The following is a 24178-nucleotide window of genomic DNA, read 5'->3' as shown; positions in this document are numbered from 1 at the left end:
CGAAAATTTTGTTCAGTTTTCAAAGGTCTACCGATTGCCGTAAGCGCTTATTTATCGCTTTTGACAACTATTTAATATTATCAGATATTCAACTTGAAATCAAGTGATTTTTTAACTCATTTTTGAAAAACAATCTTCAAAGATGAATGAAATGAATAATTGACAACGAAAAATATTTTACCAATTTAAGTGAGTCAGGTCAAGGACTTTTTACTAATCAATTCAAAAAAGGTTCTTTGCCTCACTCATCCAAGTACCCCTCGCTTGTGCCAGAGGTTTAAAGCCAATACTCAATCTGTAATTGGTCCAGTAATGAATTCGTCTTGGCCGAAAGCTTTTGGGGTGGTTTAGAATGGCATAATCAACTTGCTGACTACGCAGGGACAAACTAATTTTCCCCGAATACTCATCAATATCAATTATGAGTGCAGAAACAATCTGATCAACATGGAAGAGCTTATAAATATCTTCTACGTATCCAAGCCTACATTCGGAAATATGAATCAACCCCTGCGTGTGATCACCAATATCTACAAAAACACCATACGGCTGAATACCTGTCACAGTACCAGTCACTTTCTTTCCTACTCTTAATTCCATAAAAATCATCCTATCCATAATCTGATAACAATTGTATCTTGGAAACCATAATTTAACAACAAAACTTGTTTTTTGTTAAAGGAACATTTATAAGTCACGCTTTTTTAATAGAATTTGGTAAAATCAATTATAAATTTTCGAAAGGAATGATCATTTGAGTACACTGATTGATTTTATCTTACACATCGACGACCATCTCATAAATATCGTTAATACATTTGGCAATTCAACTTACCTAATCTTATTTGCAATCATCTTTATAGAAACCGGAGCAGTTATCTTTCCATTTCTCCCCGGGGATTCATTGTTGTTCGCCGCAGCTGCACTTTCGGCAAACACCACATATGGATTGAACATCGGCCTATTCATCTTCATTTTCCTTGCCGCTTCAATTGGCGGTGACTCACTTAACTTCTTCTTTGGAAACAAGTTCGGTGAAATCATTCCTCGCCACCGAATTTTGGGAAAGTTCATCAAAGAAAAGGATTTATCCAAAGCACGCACCTTCTTTGACAAATATGGTGCAATGGCAATCTTTTTTGGCCGGTTCATCCCCATCATCCGAACCTTGATCCCGTTTGTTTCCGCCACTAGCGACTTTCCTTACAAAAGATTCATTAAGTATAATCTGATCGCTTGTTTCTCATGGGTGGCAATCTGTTGCGGTGCCGGATACTATTTTGGAAACATTCCAGTCGTCAAAGAAAACTTTTCAATGGTGATCATCGGTATCGTTCTGGTTTCTCTTATGCCTGCCGTCATTGGGTATATTAAAACAAAATTTGCATCTTCCAAGTAGACAGTAATTTACTTTCAGAATAACAATTGATATAATGAAATCTGTTGTGGTGAGTTGGCAGAGTGGTAATGCACCGGACTCGAAATCCGGCGAACCGGCTAATACCGGCGCGCAGGTTCAAATCCTGTACTCACCTTACATGACAGTAACCAGCACACCAGTGACTTCCCTCACTGGTGTGCTTTTTGTTTATGCTTTCAAGTCCCCACAAAACACAGTACAATTGGCTATTAGAACCGATTACAGAAAGGAAGACGATTATATGGCAATCAACTGGGACGTAAAAGATAAGAGTGTCATCATCACTGGAGGTGCCGGTGGCATTGGTTACGGAATGGCAACCGCATTTGCCAAGCAAGGTGCAAATTTACTATTAGTCGACGTGAATGACGATGGCCTCAACCACGCGAAAGATGAATTATCGAGTTACACAGACGTTGAAGTCCTGAACTTGGATATTGCAGAGAAAGATAACGATAAGGAAATCATCGATACAGCAATCTCTAAGTTTGGTAAACTCGATGTGTTAATTAACAATGCTCATGTTTCTCATCAAAAACTATTTAATGACTTGGATGAAGATGATTTTAATTTGTCATTTAATACCAGCTTTAATCCAACCAGACATCTAATGAAGTTTGCCTATCCCTATCTCAAGAAAACCAAAGGAACGGTCATCAATTTCGCATCAGGTGCCGGCTTGGTAGGACAGCCCACCCAAGCTGCGTATGCGGCCGCCAAAGAAGCCATTCGCGGACTATCCAGAACTGTCGCAAACGAATGGGCTCCTGAAGGCATCCGAGTAAACCTGATTTCCCCTATTGCCGAAACAGAAGGAGTTAAACAATGGGCTAAAGCCGATCCGAAACAGTACGCCCAATTAGTGGCCAGCAATCCAATGAAACGGTTAGGCAATCCTGAAACCGACATTGCTTCAGTTGCTTTGTTTCTTGCAAGTGACGCCAGCTCCTATATGACCGGTCAAACCTTGATGGTTGACGGTGGTGACATCAAATTAAGATAGCTCAAAATCAAAAAAGTTCGTTATTGCTGGAATTCCAACAATGACGAACTTTTGTTTTAATATTTTAGTAGTGTAAAGAAATCATAGTTTTTGACCTTCTCGCGGCCTTTAAGATCAGATAATTCGATCAAAAATGCAGTTCCAACAACGATTCCACCAAGCTTTTCAACTAACCGGATAGTCGCGTCAATCGTTCCGCCAGTGGCCAGTAAATCATCAGTAACTAAAACTCGCTGTCCAGGCTTAACTGCATTGGTGCGCAGATAGAGAGATGATTTCCCGTACTCCAAGCCATAACTTTCTTCGATGGTCTCACCCGGCAATTTATTCTTTTTTCGAGCCGGTGAGAAGCCAACGCCCAACTTATACGCAACCGGACAGCCGACAATAAATCCTCTGGCTTCTGGCCCGACAATCATTTGAACATTCCGTTCTTTGGCAAAATCAACGATCTTGTCAGTTGCTGCCCGATAAACTTCACCATTTTCAAGCATTGGAGAGATATCTCTAAACAGGATTCCGGGTTCCGGAAAGTCCGGATATGAAGCAATATATTTTGAAAAATCGATTGGCATATTCTTTCTTCCTTTCATCAAACGCCCAAACAGTCTTTAACGAAGTTGACTAATTCATGAGTATTTGAAACCAACAATTTCTTTTCAGCGGCCAGTTGTTGCGTTCTAAGATGGTAACTTGGAGCGGTCTTCAAGTCACGGGCAGCATAGTTGGGATTCAACTTGATCACTCTGTCCTGAATCGTAATAAAGTCCAACTCAAGAAAAACCTGAACCATAAAGATAATCGTCCGTGCGGAAATGTGTAAGTGCTCTGAAATTTGCTTTAACTGTGTAGCAATATTTATGTTTGAGTGCTCTTTAACGAACCTAAATAGTTTAGCATAAGAATTCCGATCTGGCATCCCTATTTTGGATATAAGTTGCTTTTTATACAAATAAAGAATGGTTGTCTCTGGGGAAACATTTGATAAAACGTGCTCCAAATCGTCAATGACATCAGGACAATCGACAATGTACAGCCGACGGTTCTCGGTCAACTTTTTTGTAACTGTATTGTACATCACCGCTTCAGATTGGTCGTTGACGTATCCCTGTAACTGTTTCAACACTTTGTCATGGAAGAAAACGTAGATTCCTGCGTCAGCAAACATTTGTTGGTGAAGCTGCCGTGTCCGTTCGTCGATAACTGGTTGTGGCGTTTCTTTCAAATCATCAATCATCAATTGAAGTGTAGTCCGATTATTCCATGTATTTTCGCCGATTTCACCAACAATTTGAAGACTCCCCTGTCCATCTTGAAGCTCGTGGGCGATGCTGCCTCTCCCAAACGCAATTGCAGTCAACTGATCGCTGCCCTGAACAATTGAAAATTTTAAATGATCATGGGTCTTGCCCATCGTTTTAACATTGGTCAATTGATCATACTGTAATTTAAAAATCGGCTTCGGATTGTCTTGGCCAAATGGCGCTAAACTTTTGATCTTGTCACACAATTCCGGGGTAACCTTGGTAACCGGTAGAACTGCTGAAATGTCCAAGACAGGTTTGACTGATAAATCGAGATGCTGCTGATCGGCAGCTTTTTCCAGCTGATCCTTCAAAACGTTGACCTTATCCTTTTGAATTGTTAATCCAACTGCAGAATGATGGCCACCAAAACCGATTGTTTGATCTCTGATGGGATCAATCGCTTTGAACAGGTCAAAGTTATCAACGCTTCGACCAGAACCTTTGACCTCGTCACTCCCATCAGCAGCCGTCATCACAATTGTTGGTCGCTGGTACTTATCAACCAACCGGCTGGCAACAATTCCCAAAACACCCTGATGCCAATTGTCACCAACAACAACTAGTGTGTGGCGTTGGTTAATATCACCGCTGGCTTCAACAGATTGAACGGCTTCGGTGAAGAATTGATCCACAAGTGATTTTCGTAAATCATTTTGCTGGTTCGCAAATTTGGCAAGTTCAGACGCCCGATCCTCATCAAAAGTTGATAACAGTTCAACACCAACAGTTGCATCCTTGATTCTACCAAGCGAATTAAGGCGGGGCGCAATTCCGAACCCAATATCTTCTTCGCTGAATTGACTCAAATTAATGCCGGCTTCTTTAATCAAAGCCAACAATCCAGGACGTTGACTATTCTGAATAGCCTGAACCCCAAATTTGACAATTGCGCGATTTTCATCCCGTAGCGAAACAATGTCGGCAACGGTTCCAATTGAAGCAATGTCGATCAAATCCGAAGGGACTTCATCCATCAACGCCTGAGCAATTTTAAATGCGACTCCGGCACCGCACAGATCACCAAATGGGTATGCATCTCCGTCCTCATCTTTAACGCGAGGATGAATAATTGCGTAAGCATTTGGTAGTTTCTCCGGCAAAGAATGGTGATCCGTTACCACAACATCACAATGCAATTCATTTGCGGCATCAATTGCGTCATTGCCGGCGACACCATTATCAACGGTTACAATCAGAGAGGTTCCTTTTTGGATAATGCTTTGAAATGCCTTCACATTTGGCCCATATCCTTCCGAAAAACGATTGGGAATATAGTAATCCACATCTGCACCAAGGTCACTTAGCGTCTCGTACATAATCGTCGTGCTGGTGATCCCATCAGCGTCATAGTCGCCATAAACGGTAATATGTTCACCCTTTTCAACAGCCTGCTGAATCCGATCGATCCCTTTTTGCATATCGTGCATCAAAAATGGGTCATGAAAAGAGCTGACAGAGGGATTCATAAATTCTTCTGCAGACTGAGCACTGGTTACTCCCCGCTGAGCTAATATTTTCGCCACAAACGGGTCAATATTTGCATCTTTTGCCAATTGCTCCACCACATCGGGATTGGCGGGTTGGTTAAGCTGCCATTTAAACTTGGAATTGATCATTAAAAACACTCTACCTTACTTTTGTGATGATAATTTATCAGTCAATTTGGCAATTTCATCTTCCAGATCACTAATTTGTTGATCGCGATTTCCGACTTCTTGTTTGCCGGAAGAATTCTTCAATCTGGTTTCCAAAACCTTAAGATTATGATTGAGTTCATCAATCTCGGAATTCAACTGATCCTGCTTCTCTTGACTGTCAGTTTCCAACTGCTTGTATTGACGGTTTTTCTTTACGTTCTGAGTAGACGAAAATAAAAAGATAATCAATGCCCCAATCAATAACGAAATGAAAATCAACAGTACCAGTGGCACTTTCAAAGACGTGAAGCCAAAATTGACTTCAACCGATTCAAAATTCATCAACGCAAAAATTGCGATGACAATGACAAGAATAATACTGATAATCGTGCTGATTTGTTTTTTCAAAATTAATCCCCCAAATATTTATTGATTAATTCTTCTTAAACGGTATCTCGACGACATCAAAATCCTTCACAACCTTGGTGTTGGGGAAAACTGTTTGAGCTTGTTTTTCAAGTTCGTGAGCCATTTTACCGGTATACCGTGCGGATATATGATTTAGCAGCAGCATCTTTGCACCAGCTTGTTTGGCAATTTGTGCCGCCTGCATGTTAGTAGAATGATAGTAGCTTTTGGCGAGCTTGTTCTCGCCTTTGCCAAATGTGCTTTCATGAACCAACGCATCCGCATGTTGGGCGAGCCTAACAGCATTTTCAGTTTTTCGGGTATCGCCAATAATTGTCACAATCCGACCAGGCTGAGCTTGGCCTATCATCTCTTTACCGTCAATAACCCGACCATCTTCGAGCTTAACGATCTGCCCCATTTTAAGCTTCCCATAAACCGGACCAGAAGGAATGTGAAGTTCAGTTAATTTATCAACCATTAATTCCCCTGGATGATCATGTTCAACCACTCGATAGCCAAAGCTGGTAATTCGATGATCTAGTGGTGCGGCAAAGACCGTAAACTTCTTACCCTCAAAAATTTTACCGTCAGTGTCTTTGGGTAATTCATGATAATTGATTTTATATGATAATCTGCTTTCGGATATCTTTAAGCTGACATTCACATATTCCTTGATACCTTTGGGGCCATATATGTCCAACGGGGTATTTCCTCCTTGGAATGAACGGCTGCTTAGCAAGCCTGGTAAGCCAAAAATATGATCACCGTGCAAATGGCTGATAAATATTTTTTCAATCTTGCGAGGTCGGATAGTCGAACGAAGAATCTGATGTTGGGTACCCTCTCCCACGTCAAACAGCCATACGGAGTTAATTTCATCGAGAAGCCGTAGCGCTAAACTCGAAACATTTCGAAACTTGCCTGGAGAACCTGCCCCAGTTCCTAAAAATTCAATCTGCATTATTATCGTTTCCTTATTTTTAAAATCGAATCTATAGAAGCTAATCTTGGACCAGCTTCTTAAAATCACTTTTCAATTGTATCATAATTAAGTTAAAATAATAATTAGAAGGGAGGGGTTGTCATGAATTTGGATGAATTTTTCCGGGCAAGCAGTACCTTGAATCCCAAGTTAACCATCCTGATTTCCGCGGGAAAGCATTTTTTGCCGGTCAACCAATTACTGATTGACAACAAATCTTTATTATTGGGCAAAACAGCGCCTTCTAAAGGCGGGTCCGCGACAATCACCTTGGATCAATTCCTAACACGAACCAGACAACTCCCTCTCAAAACTGATTTAAGAACTTTAAATGACCATCAATTGGTTTTTGGGTTTAGAATTGTTAATAAATCAATTGTATTTTATTAGGGGATAAACTATGAAAGCAAAAGGATACTTATTAATTTTATCAATGATCCTAGCAGTGGGTTTAGCCGGCTGTGGTGGGAATAAAAATGATCAATCAAACGAGAAGAAATCTTTCAGTGCCAACATGGCAAACGATTCATCAAGTTCGTCAAGTGCTTCCAGCTCAAGCCAATCTTTGAGTGATTACCGATATAAAGTCCCGAAGTCAGTCCAAAGCAATGCCAACTATGTCAAAAATGGCGATTTAAGTAAGAAACATCAGTTTACTTTTGACCGTTTTGGAACTCGTCAGCAACTGGCCGATGTGACAACATCACCCGTCAATATCCAAGCAGGAAAACTGTCCTATAAGATTAATCAGGTTCGGGTTATCAAGAACACCGCAAAGACACCGCAAGCAAAACAAGCTGTTGAGCAGGTTCTGAACCTCAACCAGATTCCGGACACTTATTACACGTTTGTTTTAAATTATACTGTGACAAATCATCACGACTTTGAAGTTGCCCTGAATGGCGTTAATTATGTCAAGACCAATCAAGGACAGACATTGACAACCGCCAACCAGCTCACCGATTCTTCAGCTGGCAACAAGATTGGTGCCGGCCGTGCCGTGAGCTTTGCAATGACGGGATATTTGCATGACTACGCAGCCCATCCCGCTACGAAGTTGTCCATTCAGTTTGGATCAATTTATACCACCAACCAAAAGAAAGTTGACGACGCGCCCAATTCAACGTTGTCAGTCAGTTTAAAATAGCTCAACATAAAAGGACCAAGACAGAAATTATTTTGTCTTGGTCCTTTTGTGGCTAGCAAGTATAAACATTACTTTTTATCATAAAATTCACTGATTGATTTCGCAATTAAATGTGTGTAATAAATATTTCCCTTAGGGTTCGGATGAACATTATCATTCCAGAACCAATTACGATGATTCAAGCTATAAGCATGCCAATCAATGATATGAACATTCTTGTGACGCTTGGCGGCCCCGGCGATCGTGTGGTTAACTTCGCTCTCCCAGTTCCTGGTTGGAACATGAGTGGTTACCCAGAATATTTGATGTTTTGGACCAATTGATTTAACAACTGAATTAATCTGTTGTGGTGTCATTGGTGAATTAGTTCCCAGATTAATTAATATGTTGGGAGCCAATTCGTTCTTCTTCTTCATCTGAGTTAACACTTGACCAGCCTGCCAGATCTGACGGCCAACTGCTGCTGAAACATACGCGTTTTGGAACACGTTTTGAAGATCACGACTATTATCGGCCAAAATTGAATCCCCAATAGCCGTCAATGGTTGTTGATAAGCAAGCAAATATTGGCGTTTATTTAAACCGTAGTGCTTGGCAACCTTATACTGCTTAACCGTCAATTTCTTTTTGAGAAGCTTCTTCATCCGCTTTTGGTTAGCAGAAAGTTTTGACGCTTTTTTCTGCTTCGCCAACGCAGCTTTATTCTTGGTATTAGCTGTTTTCTCATTTTGCGAGATATTTTCCTGCAAAACATTTTTGGCATCCTTTGTTGGAGAGATCGCACTTCCATATACGGAAATACCAATCAACAACAATGCAGGGACCAACCATAGTCGCTTCCAACCATAAATTGAGTTTGGTTGGAAGAATTCATAAATTGATCGTCCAAGATTCGAATACTTGTAATGTCTGAGTGGCGCTTCAATATAACGATACGAAAGTTCACTGATAATCATGATTAAAATAATCTCAATAGTTGCATGCATCAGTGGATGGTCAGCGATGTTTTGAACTTTGATTTCATAAAAGATCATAACCGGAAATTGGTAAAGGTAAATGCCATAACTCCTCGTACCAATCCATCTAAAGACTGGGTTGGTAAGCCAGCGGTTGACGTCAGCCCCCGGATGGGCACACGCAGCAATCAAAGTGGTCGAAGCAACGGCCATAATGAACATTCCACCACGGTAAGTGAATGTATTTTGCCCTGACAGTTGGAAATAGAGGTAGGCAATGACAGCGATAGAAGCCAGGCCAATGATATCTAATGTCCAACGCGACCTAGTCGTCACGTTTTTCTTGAGATGAGTTGATGGCCAGATAACAGCCAGCAAAGCACCGAAGACAATTGAAAACATCCGGGTATCAGTACCATAGTAAACCCGGTTCAAAGTAGCCGGACCAGTATACAGAACTCCCATCAGAATACCTGAACCGATGGCCAAGACCAGTAGGATGTTTGCAATTGACCGTCGTTTGCGAATAATTAAAATCATGGCAGTCAAAATTAAAGGCCAAATTAAATAATATTGTCCTTCGATTGAAAGTGACCACAAGTGGGTAAATGGCGATTCGCCATTAAATCGGTCAAAATAACTTTGACCATGGCCGACTTCCCACCAGTTATAGACGTAAAGCATATTAGTCGTAATAATCGATCTTAAATTTGTCAACAGCGAACGTTGAAAAAGTGTTATGTATGTGCCGGTTCCCACCAGCATAAACACAAGAGCCGGATACAGGCGCTTAAGTCTTCGAGCATAGAAAGCCCAAAAATCGATTCTGCCATTTTGCTCCCATTCCTGTAACAAAAGATCCGTAATTAAATAACCAGATACAACAAAGAAGGTTGGTACCCCTAAGTACCCACCTTGCAGCTTGTACGGTAATAAATGGTAAACAATTACACCAACGACGGCTAATGCTCTGATACCGTCAAAGCCGGATATATAGCGACTATGTTTGAGTCGCTTACCTTGTTTTTTTGTTTGAACCTGTTGCATTGAAATATTCCCTGCCCTATATGAATTTATTTTCCCAAAAAATCTATTCAACGTAAGTAAATGAAAAGTCGAGGATCGTGACGGTGTCACCATCTTTGGCGCCTGCTTTACGCAACGCGTCATCAATTCCCATTCCATGCATTTGTCGTGCAAATCTTAACATACTTTGATCGTGTTCGGTATCGGTCATCTTAAATAACCGCTCAATCTTATCACCCGAAATGACCCAGGATTCATACTCTTTATCATATTCGATATGGAAGTCGCTGGAATCCGCCGGTTTGTATTCATATTCCTTGGCAGTATCCTGTGGCTTCTCCATGTCAGACAATTTGGTTGTATCAAGCAAGTCTGCCGTTTTTCGGATCAATTCAGTCAAGCCTGTATGGGTAACCGAAGAAATTGGAAAGATCTCAGGAATTTTCGCCTGATCAGTTGCATGCTCATCAAGCGACTTCTTGAAGGCCTCCAGATTTTCCTTGGAATCAGGAAGATCCATCTTAGTGGCCACGATAATTTGTGGTCGATCCAAAATCCGTTCATCATATTGTGCCAATTCTTTATTGATTGCCAGATAATCTTCAAATGGGTCTCGACCTTCAACGCCGGACATATCAACCAAATGGAGTATAACCCGGGTGCGTTCAACATGGCGTAAGAATTGGAATCCAAGCCCAACACCGTTTGAAGCCCCTTCAACCAATCCTGGTAAATCAGCAACCGCAAAATCACGACCGTCATCCAATCTCACCATTCCAAGGTTTGGAACAAGTGTTGTGAAGTGATAACCGGCAATCTTTGGTTTTGCACTCGTAATAACGGACAAAAGTGTTGACTTACCTGCTGAAGGAAAACCAACCAACCCAACATCGGCCAATACCTTTAACTCTAAGCTAAGTGATATTTCCTGGCCAGGTTCGCCGTTTTCAGCAATTTCAGGAGCGGGATTTGTCGGACTGGCAAAATGAATATTACCACGCCCACCGCGGCCAGCTTTGGCAACAATTAATTCTTGATCAGGCTTTACCAAATCGCCGACAACCGCTCCAGTTTCAGTGTTGGTTACGGTTGTGCCTTCTGGTACTGGGATAACTAAGTCATCCGCACTACGGCCAGTCATGGACTTGTTCGCACCATTGCCGCCGTTCTTAGCTTTAAACTTTCGATGGTAGCGGAAATCCATTAAAGTATTCATCCCTGAATCCACTTTAAAAATAACGTTTCCGCCCCGGCCACCATCACCGCCGGCAGGACCGCCGTTTGGAACATACTTTTCACGACGGAAAGCAACCATGCCGTTTCCGCCGTTTCCAGCTTTTACATTAATTTTTACTTGATCAACAAACATCTTATCACCATTTTAATTAATTCTTATTTAATTAACCCTATTCATTAGTTACGTGTTCGATACTCTAGCAGTATACCGAGTTTCGCGCACCAGGTCAAAATAATCTGGCGCTTGGAGACAACCAATCAATCTTTAGTGTGTCAATTTTTTATCTTGATAGTTGGTCACCTTACGCTCTTCGTCAATTTTGCTTAACGAGAACTTAATGGTTTGCGCTACAGTTTCCGAAATTCCGAGTTTGCGAATATCTTCGACCGGGGCATTGGAAATTTTTCTCAAAGAACCAAATTTTCTCAGTAACTTATTTCTGGTTTTTGGCCCCACTCCTGAAATTGCATCCAACCGGGAGCTTAATGAATTTTTAGTATGAACCTTGTGGTGATAGCTTATTGCAAATCGATGCACTTCATCTTGAATTCGCTGCAGTAAATAAAACCCTTGGCTCTTAGGATTAAGCTGCAACGGTGTGTCATTATCACCAAATAATAAGTCGGCAGTTTGGTGATGGATATTTTTAACCATCCCACCAACTGGAATATTCAGACCAAGCTCGTTTAGCAAAACATCCTTCACAGCATTCATCTGGATGACCCCGCCATCCATCAGAATCAAGTCTGGCATCTCCGCGTGCTCTTTGAGCAGTCGTGTGTATCGACGCCGAATGACTTCTTTGGTGCTGGCGGCTTCATCGGCATGATCAACAGTCTTCAATTTATATTTTCGATACAAATTCTTGTTGGGCTGGCCATCGACAAAGACCACCATTGCCGAAACAAGATCAGCTCCCTGAATGTGAGAGTGGTCAAATGCCTCAATTTTGTGACCCGGAGCAATTCCCATCGCATCGGTCAATTCTTTCATGGCTCCAGTTGTCTTGCTCTCATCAAGCTCTAAGAGGCGGAATTTCTCCTCCAACACCATTTGGGCATTCTTACCCGCCATCTCCAATAAGTCGCGCTTCTGACCCCGCTGTGGCGTCCTAACGGGTACATCTTCAACCACGTGGCTAATCACATCAGTTGGCAGTGAGCTCGGCACCAAAATTTCTTTCGGCAGAATCTGATTTTTTTGCTTATAAAATTGAGAAATGAAACTAACCATTTCTTCTTCAGGATCATCAATAATCGGAAATAACCGTTTTTCACGCTTCATCAATCTGGATTGTCGAATGAAGAATACCTGAATGGACAGCCATCCCTTATCCATATAGTAGTTAAAGATGTCTCGAGGGGTATTATCATTTGAGATAATCTTTTGTTTTTCAACCGTGATTTCAATGTACTTGATCAGATCACGAATTTCGGCAGCCCGTTCGTATTCCATCTTAGCTGCAGCTTTTTCCATTCTGGAAGTCAGCATCTGCTTTGCATGAGCAACATTTCCGTTTAGAAAAGACTTAATCCGCTTAATCTGCCTGGCATAAGTTTCTTCGGGAACGACTTTAAAACAGGCACCCAGGCACTGCCCCATATGGTAGTACAAACATGGTCGGTTTTGAAATCCGTTGCAGCGTCTGAGTGGGTAGACTTTCTGCAAAAAATTAACGGTTTCTTCTGCGGCATATACGTTCGGATAGGGGCCAAAATAAAAACCGCCATCTTTAAGCAACGTATTGACGATTTTGATTTGTGGGTCGCGTTCGTTGGTAATCTTGATATATGGGTACCCACCATTACCCTGTTTTAATTTAATATTGAAATACGGCCGGTGCTTTTGAATTAAAGTGATTTCAAGTAAGAATGACTCCTTATCACTTGAAACAACGATATATTCAAAGTCAGCTATTTCGGAGACCAACCGGGCCGTCTTGCCTTCATGGCTGCTCTTAAAATATGAGCGGACCCGATTCTTTAAGTTCTTGGCTTTTCCAACATAAATAATCTTTCCGTTAATGTCCTTCATCAGGTAACAACCAGGCATATCAGGCAATAAAGCCAACTTATGTTCGATATATTCACTTGCCAAAAAACTCACTCCTTTCGTGATATTCATCTAAAAAGTATACATCGAATATATGTTTGGTTCAACTGATGTGAACCACTGTCAACGACGACCAAAAGACCAATTGATAAATGACTGACCACTGATAAAAATGCGATGATTCAAATCCAAATTGCAGATTCGAATCATCGCATTTTTACAAACTCATTTGTAACTTAAACATTTTGAATAATCTTTCCAATGAAATCTTTTGCCCGCTCATTTTGGGGATTATCAAATAATTCAACCGGCTTATTTCGTTCAAGAATATAGCCGTCTGCCATGAACCACACTTCATCGGCAACTTCTTTGGCAAAACCCATCTCATGAGTGACCACTACCATCGTCATTCCTTCTTTAGCCAGTTCGTTCATAACTTCCAAAACTTCACCGACCATCTCGGGATCCAAGGCACTGGTTGGCTCATCAAACAGCATCACCTCTGGATTCATAGCTAAAGCTCTGGCAATGGCAACCCGTTGCTGCTGACCACCTGATAAGCTGCTTGGGTACGCATTGGCCTTTTCAGCCAAACCAACCCGGTCCAATAAATGCATAGCAACTTTTTGGGCTTCGTCATCTTTCATATGTTTAACGCGGATAGGCGCCAATTTCAAATTTTCAATAACCGTCATGTTGGGGAAAAGATTGAAACTTTGGAAAACCATTCCCATCCGTTCACGCAAATTAATCAACTGTTTCTCATCAACATTTGTCAGGTCGGTTCCTTCAAATTTAACTTCGCCGGCCGTCGGTTTTTCCAACAGGTTTAAGCAGCGAAGAAAGGTACTCTTTCCAGCTCCTGAAGGACCAATCACACAAATAACCTCACCTGATTTAACGGTCCCGTTGATATCTTTTAAAATCTCATTATTACCAAACTTTTTGCTTAAATGATTAACTTCGAGAATTTTTTTATCCTGCATGTTTCATCTTCCCTTCAAAATGGTTCAAAACTCTGGTCAATGCAAATGTCATGATGAAGTATAGCAACATTGCGACAAAGATTGGCATGACACCACGATAAGTATCCGCCCGGACAATGTTTAACTGGTAGATCAAATCTGTGACACCGATAATTGAAACAATGGAACTTTCCTTGATTAAGGAAATAAATTCATTACCCAAAGCCGGCCAGATATTCTTAAATGCTTGGGGTAAAATAACGAAGCGCATCAGATCACCTTTGGAGAGACCCAAACTTTCAGCCGCCTCGGTTTGGCCTTTGGCAACTGAATTAATTCCACCACGGATAATTTCGGCAACATACGCACCACTATTTAACGAAACAGCGATCATCCCTGAAATTAACGCGGGGATATTAACGACCACCCCAATTCCGAAGTAGACAAACAGAACCTGGACCATCAAAGGTGTGCCCCGAATAAATTCGGTATAGCTGATTGCCAGACCTCGAAGCCATTTTTGTTTGGAAAAACGCATCAATGCCAAGACAACCCCAATCAAAACACCAAAGAAAGTTGAAACAATTGAAATGAGGATTGTGTATTCAACACCTTTGGCAAAATACTTCCAATAATGGAACATTGAAGTATTAACTGTATTAACTTTCATGTATTTCCCTGCATCTGCCAAATACTGAGAAGTTAAATCTTTTGCCTTAATTTGGTCAATCGACTTATTAACCGCGTTAACCAAACTGGTTGATCCTTTTTTAAATGCAATGGCGGCCCCGGTCTCATTCTTATTCAAACTATAGCCGGAAGGAATCATCTTTAAGCTGGGATCATTTTTTACGTAAGCTTCGGCACTTGGCTTTTCAATTCCCAAAGCATCGATCTTGTGAGTTTTCAGCGCCAATACAAGGTCGGTTGACTTATCCATCCCTTTAACACTGGCATTTGGAATTCGCTTCTTTGCCAAACCATATTGCAAAGTTCCTGTTTGGGCACCAATCTTTGCGCCCTTCAGATTTTTGACACTCTTGTATTTATTCACATCACTGGAATTGATCAAAAAGCTTTGACCACCCGTATAATAAATCTTTGAGAAGTCCACGCTCTGACGACGGGCAGCAGTTGGATTAATTCCCCCAATTGCCATATCTGCTTTACCGGTCTGGATGGCAACCAGCAGCGAGTCAAAGTTCATACTTTTAATCACCAATTTTACGTGAAGATCTTTTGCAACCTTCTTGGCGACATCAATATCCATTCCGACAATTTGATCCTTGCCATGTTTATTCACTTGAAATTCATATGGCGGATAGTCGGGACTGGTAACCATAATCAGTTCACCCCGTTGTTTAACCCGTTGGAGTGAAGTGTCTGCGGCGGAAACGTGGTTCGTGGAGACTACTGTTAAAGCAAACATCGCAGCAGCCATCAAAATAATCTGGATAATAGCTTTAAAATTCTTTTTCATGACTTTCCCTCTTCCGAAATTTATAATAACCAATACACTACACCATAAATATAATTTATGCAATAAAAATCTATAATAAGTTAGAATTATGCATTATTCATACAAATATACAGTCAATAACCAATAAGTGTGACTTTTAGGGGAATATTTGCTATAGTTATGTCGTAAAAGAGTTAGGAGATGAAGCACGATGGCATTAAAAGTCAATCGCCAAAACGACATGGACGCAATCTTCGGTAAATTTGCCGAAATGGATCCGGAAGATAAAAAGCGTGATAAGTTTTTAAAACATGATAAAAAAGATAAAGATCAGAAACGTAAGAATGAAGAAAGACCTAAGAAAAAGTGGTTTTAGAAATGTCCGAGATACTCAAGAATAAGCATCTCGCTTAAAACCGTTAAATTGTTACCAATAAAAAGGATATGCCATCTGGCATATCCTTTTTTGAATTTATAGAAAATATATATGCAGTACTATCGGTTATTCGCCTAATTCTTTCTTGGCATTTTGAATCTGCAGGCGCACCTGATCAAATCCAGTTCCACCCAGAGAATGACGACGTTCAACAGCAACCTCTGATTTAAGGTCGTGATAGACATCCTCTTGGATTTTAGACGATGCTGCCTGTAATGTGTCTAATGACATGTCCTGAAGGTTCTGGTGGGTTTCTATGCCCTTTAAAACGAGTTTCCCAACAATCCCATGGGCTTCACGGAATGGAATCCCTTTGGTTGCCAAATAATCAGCCAATTCAGTGGCATTTGAAAAATCATTCTCAGTCGCGTGCTTCATTCGCTCGACATTTGGTTTGGCAGTTTTTAACATGCCGTTGAACACTTTTAAAGATGGTAATAGTGTCTTGACGGTATCAAATGTGCCTTCCTTATCCTCTTGAAGGTCCTTGTTGTATGCAAGGGGTAAAGATTTCATGGTTGACAGGAGTCCGATCAAATGGCCATATACCCGGCCTGATTTTCCACGGATTAACTCAGCCATATCCGGGTTCTTCTTCTGTGGCATAATCGAGCTTCCGGTCGTATAGGCGTCACTCAATTCAAGATATTTGAACTCATGACTGACCCACATGCTGATTTCTTCGCAAAAACGAGATAAGTGCATCATCAAAATTGAACTATTACTTAAAAATTCTAACGCAAAATCTCGGTCAGAAACTGCATCCAGTGAGTTGGGATAGACTTGACCAAATCCCAATTCTTTAGCAGTATATTCACGATCAATTGGGAAAGTTGTCCCCGCCAGTGCAGCAGCCCCCAGAGGGAGAATGTCAGTATGCTTCATATTAAAGGTAAATCGTTCCTTATCACGTTTTAACATCTGATAATAAGCCATCAGGTAATGACCATACGAAATCGGCTGAGCATGTTGTAAATGCGTATAGCCGGGCATGATGGTTTCAACATTTTTTTCAGCCATCTCTACCAATGTTTTTTGTAAAGTTGTGATTTCATCAATCACCTGTGGCAACCGATTCTTTAAATACAAATGAAAGTCAGTCGCAACTTGGTCATTTCGAGATCGCGCAGTATGAAGCTTTCCTGCCACGGGACCAATCCGATCCGTCAGTAAAGCCTCAATATTCATATGAATATCTTCATTTTCAACAGTAAAGTGTAACTTACCCGCGTGTAAATCATCTCGAAGTGCATTCAGCCCGTCAACAATTTGGTTGACATCGCCCATAGGTAGAATCTTGGTATGCCCCAACATTTTGACATGAGCCAATGAGCCTTCAATATCCTCATCCGCCATTAACTGGTCAAACGAAATTGATGCACCAAATTGATCAACCCATTCGGCTGCTTGCTCTTGAAAACGACCACCCCATAATTTCTTAGTGCTCATTTATTTTTTAGCTCCCGTATGTGCAGAATTTTGTTCGTGAACAGTTACTTTGTCTTTTAATTGAGACTTGGTAACGGCTTTAACAAATTGCGAATTCTTGTTTTTGAGGGCAACTTGTTGGTAAACCTGAGTAGGAAGGCCCCAAAGCTTGATGAACCCTTTGGCAGCTTCTTGATCGAAGGAATCTGAAGATGTGTAGGTTGCCAAATCTTTGTCATAAAGAGAAGAATCTGATTTACGGCCAAGAATCATGACATTACCCTTAAATAATTGAAGCTTGATAACCCCATTTACAACTTCTTGGGACTTATCAATAAATGCCTGAATAGAATCCATCAATGGTGAGAACCACAATGCATTATAAACAAGTTCACTAAGTTGTTTTTCAATGGTTGGCTTGAAATGTGCCAGATCACGTTCAAAGGTCAAATCTTCCAGCTCTTTATGAGCCTTCAACAAGACAGTTGCTGCGGGTGCTTCGTATACTTCACGAGATTTGATGCCGACCAAACGGTTTTCAATGTGGTCAATTCGGCCAACACCATTTTCACCGGCGGTTTCATTCAACTCTTGAATAATTTCTGAAAACTTCATTTTCTGACCATTCAGTTCAGTTGGAATTCCCTTTTCAAAAGTGATTTCAACTTCGGTTGGTGTGTCCGGGGTGTTTTCGATTGGATTAGTGATTGCGAAAGCATCTTCAGGTGCACTTTGCCATGGGTCTTCCAAGATTCCGGCTTCGTTGGCACGTCCCCAGATGTTGGCATCGATTGAGTAAGGTGAATCCAAATCAATTGGAATTGGAATATTGTGATCCTTTGCATACTCGATTTCCTGTTCACGAGACCAGTGCCAGTCACGAACGGGGCTCAAAACATCGAGTTGAGGATCAAGACCATGGATGGCAACTTCAAAACGGACCTGGTCATTTCCTTTACCGGTACAACCGTGAGCAACGGCAGTCGCATGCTCCTGATGGGCAATTTGAACCAATGTCTTTGAAATTAATGGACGTGACAATGCGGAAATCAAAGGATATGATCCTTCGTACATTGCATTTGCCTTCAAAGCTACAGATGCATAATTGTCGGCAAATTCGTCAAGTGCGTCGATTACATATGCTTTAACGGCACCAACGTTGAGTGCCTTTTGCTTGATGAAGTCCAAATCCTTACCTTCACCAACATTAATACAGCAGGCCACAACATCGTAACCCTTGTCGTGTAACCAAGGAATTGCAACTGAAGTATCCAAACCGCCGGAATAAGCTAAAATTACTTTATTATTTTCTGACATATATATTCCCTCTTATTTTCTTAAAAATTCAATGTATTGAGATTAACACCAATATTCATTAAATGCAACTGTTTTTATGTTTTATTCATTATTTTCGAAATTATTATGTCGAATATACAATTATGAGCCATTTTTAGAAAAAACGTCAAAAAAAGCAGCCATCTTTGGAATGGCTGCTTTTGATATGAAAAAATAGATTGATTAAATATTTACCTGATTAACGCCACCATGCTGTGATGGATAACGTTTTTCCAGACGTTTAATGTTATCCGTGGCAACTTCATCAAATGGAATGTCTGCCCATTCGGAAATCTGTGATAGATACCAAAGAACATCTCCCATTTCCTTAACCAATTGATCGTGATTAAGGTCTTTGCTCTGAAAAGTATATTTACGAATTAAATCGGCAACCTCACCGGATTCGCCGGTAAGCCCCAAAGCACAGTTCGTCAAAACCTGCTCATTACCCATTAATGTCCGATTGGCTGCTTTTTGATATTCATCAAAATTCATCGTTTCATTCTCCCCTCAATCCAACGCCAAATTTCATTTTTACCCGCTTTGGTTAAAGCCGAAAACATGATCAAAGGCTCGTTAGCATCAAGCTGGAGCGTTTTTTTAATCAGTGATTCCTGCTTATTCCATTTACCACCGGAAATTTTATCCATCTTGGTTGCGACAGTCAAAATTGGAATATTGTAATACTTCAACCAGTTATGCATCGAAATATCATCATCAGTTGGTGCATGACGGCCATCCACCAAAGTAATGACACCCTTCAACTGTTCTCGCTTGGTCAAATATGTCTCAATCATGCGTCCCCATTTTTCACGGCTGGCCTTGGAAGCTTTGGCATAACCATAACCTGGAACATCCACGAAATAGAGTTTATCTTCAATGTTATAAAAATTGAGTGTTTGCGTTTTGCCTGGCTGGCTGGATGTCCGGGCAAATTTGTTGCGATTAATCAAGACATTGGTTAGTGAAGATTTCCCGACATTTGACCGCCCAACTAACGCTATTTCTGGAAATTGAGTATTTGGATATTGTTTTTCTGCGACAGCACTAATCGTAAGGTCGACGTTGTGAACCTCCATGAAACCACTCCTTCGATAATAAAAATTGTGAATAAAAAAGAAATCTGACAGTAAACTATCTAAAGTTTACATCAGATTTCTAGGAATTACGATGCTTGTTTTAAGATTAGTTCTGGTTCTTTATGATCGGTAACGGTTTCTGGTGTAATAATAACTTTAGAAACGTCATTTCGGCTAGGCAAATCAAACATGATATCGCGCATAACCCCTTCAATAATTGAACGAAGGCCACGAGCACCGGTATCACGAGCAATTGCCAACTGGGCCATCTTTTCAAGAGCTCCTGGAGCAAATTCCAGTTCCGCGCCATCAAGCTCAATCAATTTCTGGTACTGCTTAACCAATGCATTCTTTGGTTCAGTCAAAATTCGAACCAAATCATGTTCATCCAACTTATCAAGTGCAGTCAGAATGGGCAGACGACCAATGAACTCTGGAATTAAACCAAACTTCAACAGGTCTTCTGGAATAACAGATTGCATAATATTCTTGGAATCTACTTCGGCAGCTTCATCGGAGTTAGTTCCGAAACCAATTGTCTTGTCACCAAGACGGCTCTTCACAATCCCTTCGATACCATCAAAGGCACCACCAACAATAAACAGAATGTTAGTTGTATCGATTTGAATGAATTCTTGTTGAGGATGCTTACGACCACCCTGAGGTGGAACATTGGCAATTGTGCCTTCAAGAATCTTCAGTAAAGCTTGTTGAACACCTTCACCGGAAACATCACGAGTGATTGAAACGTTCTCCGATTTCTTGGCAATCTTATCGATTTCATCAATGTAGATAATGCCGTGTTCAGCCCGCTCAACATCATAGTCGGCATTTTGCAAGAGCTTCAACAAAATGTTTTCAACATCTTCACCAACATACCCTGCTTCAGTTAACGTTGTTGCATCAGCAATTGCAAATGGGACGTTGAGAATTTTTGCTAAAGTCTGGGCCAAGTAAGTTTTACCTGATCCGGTTGGTCCGATGATACAAATGTTGCTCTTTTGAAGCTCCAAATCATCATCAGGTTCACTAATCATTTCATTAACCCGCTTATAATGATTATAAACAGCAACAGAAAGTGTCCGCTTGGCATTTTCCTGACCAATGACGAATTCATTCAATTTATCAAGAATTTGGGCAGGAGTCAGAACTTTGAGTAGGTCTTCTGATGATTTTTCTGGTGCAAGCTCTTCATCAATGATTTCTTTACATAAATCAATACATTCATTACAAATATAGACGCCAGGACCGGCAACAATTTTCTTTACCTGATCCTGCGTTTTTCCACAAAACGAGCAAGTAATAGGCCCGCTGGATTCGTTATCTTCAAACAAATTATTCACTCCTCCATCCAAGATGGACTTTAAATATTATTAATAATCAACTAAGAGTAACTTTACCATACCATGTATAAATTGCAATCAATCCGCTTATCCGGAAAAAAAGACCCGTCAAATTAACGGGTCTTTTAATTACGCAGAAAACTATTTTTCTGAGCTTTCGTCTTTAGCATCTGATTCAGTTGACTTTGCTTTGGCGTCTTGCTTGGATGAATCAACAATCATGTCAATTGCTTGCTTGATTGCGATATCATGCTTCAACATGTCTTCAGTTAAGGCACTGCGAACAGCGTCTTCCTTCATACCATATTGTTTTGCAAGGTTCTTAACTTCTGCCTTAACATCATCTTCTGATGGTTCGATCTTTTCAGCAGCAACGATTGCTTCAAGAACTAAGTTGGTTTTAACCCGTTTCTCGGCACCATCTGAGAATTGCTTCTTAAGATCTTCAGGCTTAGTTCCAGTTAACTGGAAGTACATATCCTGATTGATACCTTGTTGTTGCATACCTGCAAGATATTGATCCATTTGACGTTGGATATCTTCGTCGATCATTGCTTGAGGAATGTCTTTTACTTCGGCATTGTCAGTTGCTTCACTAATTGCCGCATCCTCAATTGCATCACGTGCTTCGCTCTTCTTTTGTGACTTAAGATCGTCCTTGATTTTTTCCTTCAATTCATCAAGACTGTCAACATCTTCGTCAACATCTTTTGCAAAGTCGTTATCCAACTTAGGTAATTCCTTTGTCTTAACTTCATGAATCTTAGTCTCAAAGACTGCGTCCTTACCGGCTAAATCTTTAGCTTGGTAATCTTTAGGGAATGTCACTTTAACTTCAACATCATCGCCGGCTTTATGACCAATCAATTGATCTTCAAAACCTGGAATAAATGAATTTGAACCTAATTCGAGTGAATGGTTTTCAGCACTGCCACCTTCAAATGGCTTGCCGTCAACCGTACCTTTAAAGTCGATCACAACTGTATCGCCTTTTTCAGCAGCTTTGTCTTCCTTAAGTACCAATTCAGCTTGACTTTCACGCTTCTTTTCCAATTCAGCGTCAACGTCTTTTTGGTAAACACGGGTGTTTTGCTTTGGAACGCTCAAGCCTTTGTAGTCGCCAAGCTTAACGTCTGGTTTAACCGTAACGTTTGCCTTGATAACCCATGGTTTGCCCTTTTCCATTGACTCAACATTAATTTTTGGTTGGTCAACTGGTTCGATCTTAGCATCTTGAACAGCCTTTTCGTATTCGTCAGGCAAGAGAATGTTGAGAGCATCTTCATATAATGCTTCCTCACCATACATCTTAGTGAAAATTGCACGAGGAACCTTTCCTTTACGGAAGCCAGGTACACGGATACTGTTCTTGTTCTTTTTGAATGCACGATCTAATCCTGATTTAATTGAATCTGTACCGATTTCGAATGTTAATTCGCCATCATTGGTACCTTTCTTTTCCCATTTTGCAGACATCTTTTTTCCTCCGAGACCAAAAGATTTTTTTACAATTTCATAATTGCATAACATTGTTATTTTAACGTATTAATCATAAAATGTAAAATTAATTTCAAATGAACCTTTACGAATAAAAAAAGCTGCGAGGAATTGTCCTCACAGCTTAAGTGTGCTCTTAACGAATGAAACTAGTCATTAACGTCACTAACAACACCGGCACCAACAGTATGGCCACCTTCACGGATGGTGAACTTAGTACCTTTTTCAATGGCAACTGGCTTAGTTAATTCAACTTGGAATGTAACGTTATCACCAGGCATAACCATTTCTACGCCCTTTTCCAATTCGATAACACCGGTAACATCGGTGGTATGGAAGTAGAATTGTGGACGGTAGTTTGAGAAGAATGGAGTATGACGTCCACCTTCTTCTTTAGTCAAGATATAAACTTGACCTTCGAACTTCTTGTGGGTCTGGATTGAACCAGGAGCAGCAAGAACTTGTCCACGGACAACTTGGTCACGGTCGATACCACGAAGAAGAACACCAACGTTATCTCCGGCTTGACCTTGATCCAATGTCTTACGGAACATTTCCAAACCAGTAACAGTTGACTTCAATGGTTGATCACTCAAACCAACGATTTCAACTTCGTCACCGACTTTAACAGTACCACGATCGATACGGCCAGATGCAACAGTACCACGACCAGTGATAGTGAAGACATCTTCAACTGGCATCAAGAATGGTTTGCTGTCGTCACGTTCTGGAGTTGGAATATATTCATCAACAACATCCATTAAGTCAAGGATAACTTGTTCTTGTTCCTTGTCGCCCTCAAGTGCTTTAAGAGCTGAACCACGGAGAACAGGAATATCATCACCAGGATAATCGTATTCAGAAAGTAATTCACGAACTTCCATCTCAACCAAGTCAACTAATTCGTCATCATCAACTAAATCAGTCTTGTTTAAGAATACAACGATGTAATCAACACCAACTTGGTGAGCAAGTAAGATATGTTCACGAGTTTGTGGCATTGGGCCATCAGTTGCGGCAACAACCAAAATAGCACCATCCATTTGAGCGGCACCAGTGATCATGTTTTTAATGTAATCAGCATGTCCTGGAGCATCGATATGGGCATAGTGACGCTTTTCAGTTTCGTATTCCACGTGCGCAGTGTTGATAGTTATACCACGTTCACGTTCCTCTGGAGCTGCATCGATATCGGCATAGTCTTCAGCTTTAGCGAGACCCTTTGAAGCCAATACTTTAGTGATAGCAGCAGTCAAAGTAGTTTTCCCATGATCAATATGGCCAATAGTACCAATGTTTACATGGGGTTTTGTTCTTTCATAATGTTCTTTTGCCATTAATGAAACCTCCTGTTGTTTTCAAGAATTACATCAATTCGCATCAATGCATTTCTAAGTGTTATTATACTACATCTTCTGGAAAAGACAAAGTAGTCAATTTTCGAAGAATCCTTAAGTA

The 24178-nt window shown here is 40.8% G+C and carries 22 protein-coding genes and 1 tRNA gene; 6 read left to right on the top strand and 17 right to left on the bottom strand.

Annotated features, from left to right (window positions below; genetic code table 11):
• Window positions 1-222 precede the first annotated feature (222 nt).
• Complete coding sequence (locus FD17_RS04915) at window positions 223-600, bottom strand: CvfD/Ygs/GSP13 family RNA-binding post-transcriptional regulator (RefSeq protein ID WP_057824179.1); 378 nt, start codon at window positions 598-600, stop codon at window positions 223-225.
• A gap of 154 nt (window positions 601-754) precedes the next feature.
• Between FD17_RS04915 and FD17_RS04910 the strand changes: the two genes are divergently transcribed.
• The 3 genes from FD17_RS04910 to FD17_RS04900 all read left to right on the top strand — a co-directional run bounded on the left by FD17_RS04910 (window position 755) and on the right by FD17_RS04900 (window position 2423).
• On the top strand, window positions 755-1399 hold the full coding sequence (locus tag FD17_RS04910) for a VTT domain-containing protein (RefSeq protein WP_057824177.1): 645 nt from the start codon (window positions 755-757) through the stop codon (window positions 1397-1399).
• Between the two features lie 48 nt (window positions 1400-1447).
• Window positions 1448-1535, top strand: a tRNA-Ser gene (locus FD17_RS04905).
• Between the two features lie 126 nt (window positions 1536-1661).
• The gene (locus tag FD17_RS04900; protein ID WP_057824194.1) at window positions 1662-2423 is read left to right on the top strand and encodes an SDR family NAD(P)-dependent oxidoreductase; all 762 of its coding nucleotides are present in this window, start codon (window positions 1662-1664) and stop codon (window positions 2421-2423) included.
• Window positions 2424-2479: 56 nt separating this feature from the next.
• On the opposite strand, the gene FD17_RS04895 is transcribed toward FD17_RS04900, so the two are convergent.
• The 4 genes from FD17_RS04895 to rnz are packed head-to-tail and all read right to left on the bottom strand — an operon-like array spanning window position 2480 to window position 6739.
• Complete coding sequence (locus tag FD17_RS04895; protein ID WP_338092489.1) at window positions 2480-2998, bottom strand: adenine phosphoribosyltransferase; 519 nt, start codon at window positions 2996-2998, stop codon at window positions 2480-2482.
• A gap of 17 nt (window positions 2999-3015) precedes the next feature.
• Entirely contained in the window at window positions 3016-5346 is a 2331-nt protein-coding gene (gene recJ / locus FD17_RS04890) for a single-stranded-DNA-specific exonuclease RecJ (RefSeq protein WP_057824171.1), read from the bottom strand.
• A 15-nt stretch (window positions 5347-5361) separates the two neighbouring features.
• Window positions 5362-5775, bottom strand: a complete 414-nt coding sequence (locus FD17_RS04885) for a LapA family protein (RefSeq protein ID WP_057824169.1) — start codon at window positions 5773-5775, stop codon at window positions 5362-5364.
• 25 nt (window positions 5776-5800) lie between these two features.
• Window positions 5801-6739 carry a ribonuclease Z gene (gene rnz, locus FD17_RS04880; RefSeq protein ID WP_176744962.1) on the bottom strand — a complete coding sequence of 313 codons (939 nt, stop codon included), beginning with the start codon at window positions 6737-6739 and terminating at the stop codon, window positions 5801-5803.
• A 123-nt stretch (window positions 6740-6862) separates the two neighbouring features.
• On the opposite strand from rnz, the gene FD17_RS04875 reads away from it, so the two are divergent.
• Window positions 6863-7150 (top strand): hypothetical protein, encoded by a 288-nt coding sequence (locus FD17_RS04875; RefSeq protein WP_057824167.1) that lies wholly within the window; start codon window positions 6863-6865, stop codon window positions 7148-7150.
• A 10-nt stretch (window positions 7151-7160) separates the two neighbouring features.
• Window positions 7161-7907 (top strand): hypothetical protein, encoded by a 747-nt coding sequence (locus FD17_RS04870; RefSeq protein ID WP_057824165.1) that lies wholly within the window; start codon window positions 7161-7163, stop codon window positions 7905-7907.
• Between the two features lie 68 nt (window positions 7908-7975).
• Here the strand turns inward: FD17_RS04870 and FD17_RS04865 are convergent, their stop codons facing one another.
• From FD17_RS04865 to FD17_RS04845, 5 genes are all read right to left on the bottom strand, one after another.
• On the bottom strand, window positions 7976-9910 hold the full coding sequence (locus FD17_RS04865; RefSeq protein WP_057824163.1) for an acyltransferase family protein: 1935 nt from the start codon (window positions 9908-9910) through the stop codon (window positions 7976-7978).
• Between the two features lie 43 nt (window positions 9911-9953).
• Window positions 9954-11258 (bottom strand): GTPase ObgE, encoded by a 1305-nt coding sequence (obgE, locus tag FD17_RS04860; protein WP_057824161.1) that lies wholly within the window; start codon window positions 11256-11258, stop codon window positions 9954-9956.
• 132 nt (window positions 11259-11390) lie between these two features.
• On the bottom strand, window positions 11391-13223 hold the full coding sequence (gene uvrC / locus FD17_RS04855; protein ID WP_057824159.1) for an excinuclease ABC subunit UvrC: 1833 nt from the start codon (window positions 13221-13223) through the stop codon (window positions 11391-11393).
• A gap of 191 nt (window positions 13224-13414) precedes the next feature.
• Complete coding sequence (locus FD17_RS04850; RefSeq protein ID WP_057824157.1) at window positions 13415-14164, bottom strand: amino acid ABC transporter ATP-binding protein; 750 nt, start codon at window positions 14162-14164, stop codon at window positions 13415-13417.
• Window positions 14154-15623 (bottom strand): ABC transporter substrate-binding protein/permease, encoded by a 1470-nt coding sequence (locus FD17_RS04845; protein WP_057824155.1) that lies wholly within the window; start codon window positions 15621-15623, stop codon window positions 14154-14156. The genes FD17_RS04850 and FD17_RS04845 overlap by 11 nt, the downstream gene beginning before the upstream one ends.
• Window positions 15624-15813: 190 nt before the next feature.
• Here FD17_RS04845 and FD17_RS13325 point away from each other — a divergent pair, with 190 nt between their 5' ends.
• Complete coding sequence (locus tag FD17_RS13325) at window positions 15814-15978, top strand: SPJ_0845 family protein (RefSeq protein ID WP_164479004.1); 165 nt, start codon at window positions 15814-15816, stop codon at window positions 15976-15978.
• 126 nt (window positions 15979-16104) lie between these two features.
• Here FD17_RS13325 and argH read toward each other — a convergent pair whose 3' ends face one another.
• The 7 genes from argH to tuf form a co-directional block, all read right to left on the bottom strand.
• Window positions 16105-17487 carry an argininosuccinate lyase gene (gene argH, locus FD17_RS04840; protein ID WP_057824153.1) on the bottom strand — a complete coding sequence of 461 codons (1383 nt, stop codon included), beginning with the start codon at window positions 17485-17487 and terminating at the stop codon, window positions 16105-16107.
• Entirely contained in the window at window positions 17488-18783 is a 1296-nt protein-coding gene (locus FD17_RS04835; RefSeq protein WP_057824151.1) for an argininosuccinate synthase, read from the bottom strand. It lies immediately after the preceding gene.
• Window positions 18784-18984: 201 nt separating this feature from the next.
• Window positions 18985-19296 carry a nucleoside triphosphate pyrophosphohydrolase family protein gene (locus FD17_RS04830; RefSeq protein WP_057824149.1) on the bottom strand — a complete coding sequence of 104 codons (312 nt, stop codon included), beginning with the start codon at window positions 19294-19296 and terminating at the stop codon, window positions 18985-18987.
• Window positions 19293-19880 carry a ribosome biogenesis GTP-binding protein YihA/YsxC gene (yihA, locus tag FD17_RS04825; RefSeq protein ID WP_057824147.1) on the bottom strand — a complete coding sequence of 196 codons (588 nt, stop codon included), beginning with the start codon at window positions 19878-19880 and terminating at the stop codon, window positions 19293-19295. Before yihA ends, FD17_RS04830 begins: the two co-directional genes overlap by 4 nt.
• Before the next feature lie 86 nt (window positions 19881-19966).
• Window positions 19967-21214: an ATP-dependent Clp protease ATP-binding subunit ClpX gene (gene clpX / locus FD17_RS04820; protein WP_176744961.1), complete on the bottom strand. Its 1248-nt coding sequence runs from the start codon at window positions 21212-21214 to the stop codon at window positions 19967-19969.
• Between the two features lie 150 nt (window positions 21215-21364).
• Window positions 21365-22699, bottom strand: coding sequence for a trigger factor (gene tig, locus FD17_RS04815; protein ID WP_057824143.1), 1335 nt, complete (start codon window positions 22697-22699; stop codon window positions 21365-21367).
• Window positions 22700-22869: 170 nt separating this feature from the next.
• On the bottom strand, window positions 22870-24057 hold the full coding sequence (gene tuf / locus FD17_RS04810) for an elongation factor Tu (RefSeq protein WP_020281911.1): 1188 nt from the start codon (window positions 24055-24057) through the stop codon (window positions 22870-22872).
• Window positions 24058-24178 lie beyond the last annotated feature (121 nt).

The organism is Lentilactobacillus sunkii DSM 19904, assembly GCF_001435575.1.
In the GTDB taxonomy this organism is placed as follows: domain Bacteria; phylum Bacillota; class Bacilli; order Lactobacillales; family Lactobacillaceae; genus Lentilactobacillus; species Lentilactobacillus sunkii.
This window is presented reverse-complemented; position numbering and strand designations above follow the sequence as displayed.

Bases quoted from the DNA above. Each gene is read 5' to 3' on its own strand.
- FD17_RS04830 (WP_057824149.1), bottom strand. From the start codon at position 19,296: ATGAATTTTGATGAATATCAAAAAGCAGCCAATCGGACATTAATGGGT.
- FD17_RS04875 (WP_057824167.1), top strand. From the start codon at position 6,863: ATGAATTTGGATGAATTTTTCCGGGCAAGCAGTACCTTGAATCCCAAG.
- tig (WP_057824143.1), bottom strand. From the start codon at position 22,699: ATGTCTGCAAAATGGGAAAAGAAAGGTACCAATGATGGCGAATTAACA.
- FD17_RS04835 (WP_057824151.1), bottom strand. From the start codon at position 18,783: ATGTCAGAAAATAATAAAGTAATTTTAGCTTATTCCGGCGGTTTGGAT.
- obgE (WP_057824161.1), bottom strand. From the start codon at position 11,258: ATGTTTGTTGATCAAGTAAAAATTAATGTAAAAGCTGGAAACGGCGGA.
- FD17_RS04850 (WP_057824157.1), bottom strand. From the start codon at position 14,164: ATGCAGGATAAAAAAATTCTCGAAGTTAATCATTTAAGCAAAAAGTTT.
- FD17_RS13325 (WP_164479004.1), top strand. From the start codon at position 15,814: ATGGCATTAAAAGTCAATCGCCAAAACGACATGGACGCAATCTTCGGT.
- recJ (WP_057824171.1), bottom strand. From the start codon at position 5,346: ATGATCAATTCCAAGTTTAAATGGCAGCTTAACCAACCCGCCAATCCC.
- argH (WP_057824153.1), bottom strand. From the start codon at position 17,487: ATGAGCACTAAGAAATTATGGGGTGGTCGTTTTCAAGAGCAAGCAGCC.
- FD17_RS04900 (WP_057824194.1), top strand. From the start codon at position 1,662: ATGGCAATCAACTGGGACGTAAAAGATAAGAGTGTCATCATCACTGGA.
- FD17_RS04895 (WP_338092489.1), bottom strand. From the start codon at position 2,998: ATGCCAATCGATTTTTCAAAATATATTGCTTCATATCCGGACTTTCCG.
- FD17_RS04865 (WP_057824163.1), bottom strand. From the start codon at position 9,910: ATGCAACAGGTTCAAACAAAAAAACAAGGTAAGCGACTCAAACATAGT.
- yihA (WP_057824147.1), bottom strand. From the start codon at position 19,880: ATGGAGGTTCACAACGTCGACCTTACGATTAGTGCTGTCGCAGAAAAA.
- rnz (WP_176744962.1), bottom strand. From the start codon at position 6,739: ATGCAGATTGAATTTTTAGGAACTGGGGCAGGTTCTCCAGGCAAGTTT.
- FD17_RS04870 (WP_057824165.1), top strand. From the start codon at position 7,161: ATGAAAGCAAAAGGATACTTATTAATTTTATCAATGATCCTAGCAGTG.
- FD17_RS04915 (WP_057824179.1), bottom strand. From the start codon at position 600: ATGGAATTAAGAGTAGGAAAGAAAGTGACTGGTACTGTGACAGGTATT.
- tuf (WP_020281911.1), bottom strand. From the start codon at position 24,057: ATGGCAAAAGAACATTATGAAAGAACAAAACCCCATGTAAACATTGGT.
- FD17_RS04845 (WP_057824155.1), bottom strand. From the start codon at position 15,623: ATGAAAAAGAATTTTAAAGCTATTATCCAGATTATTTTGATGGCTGCT.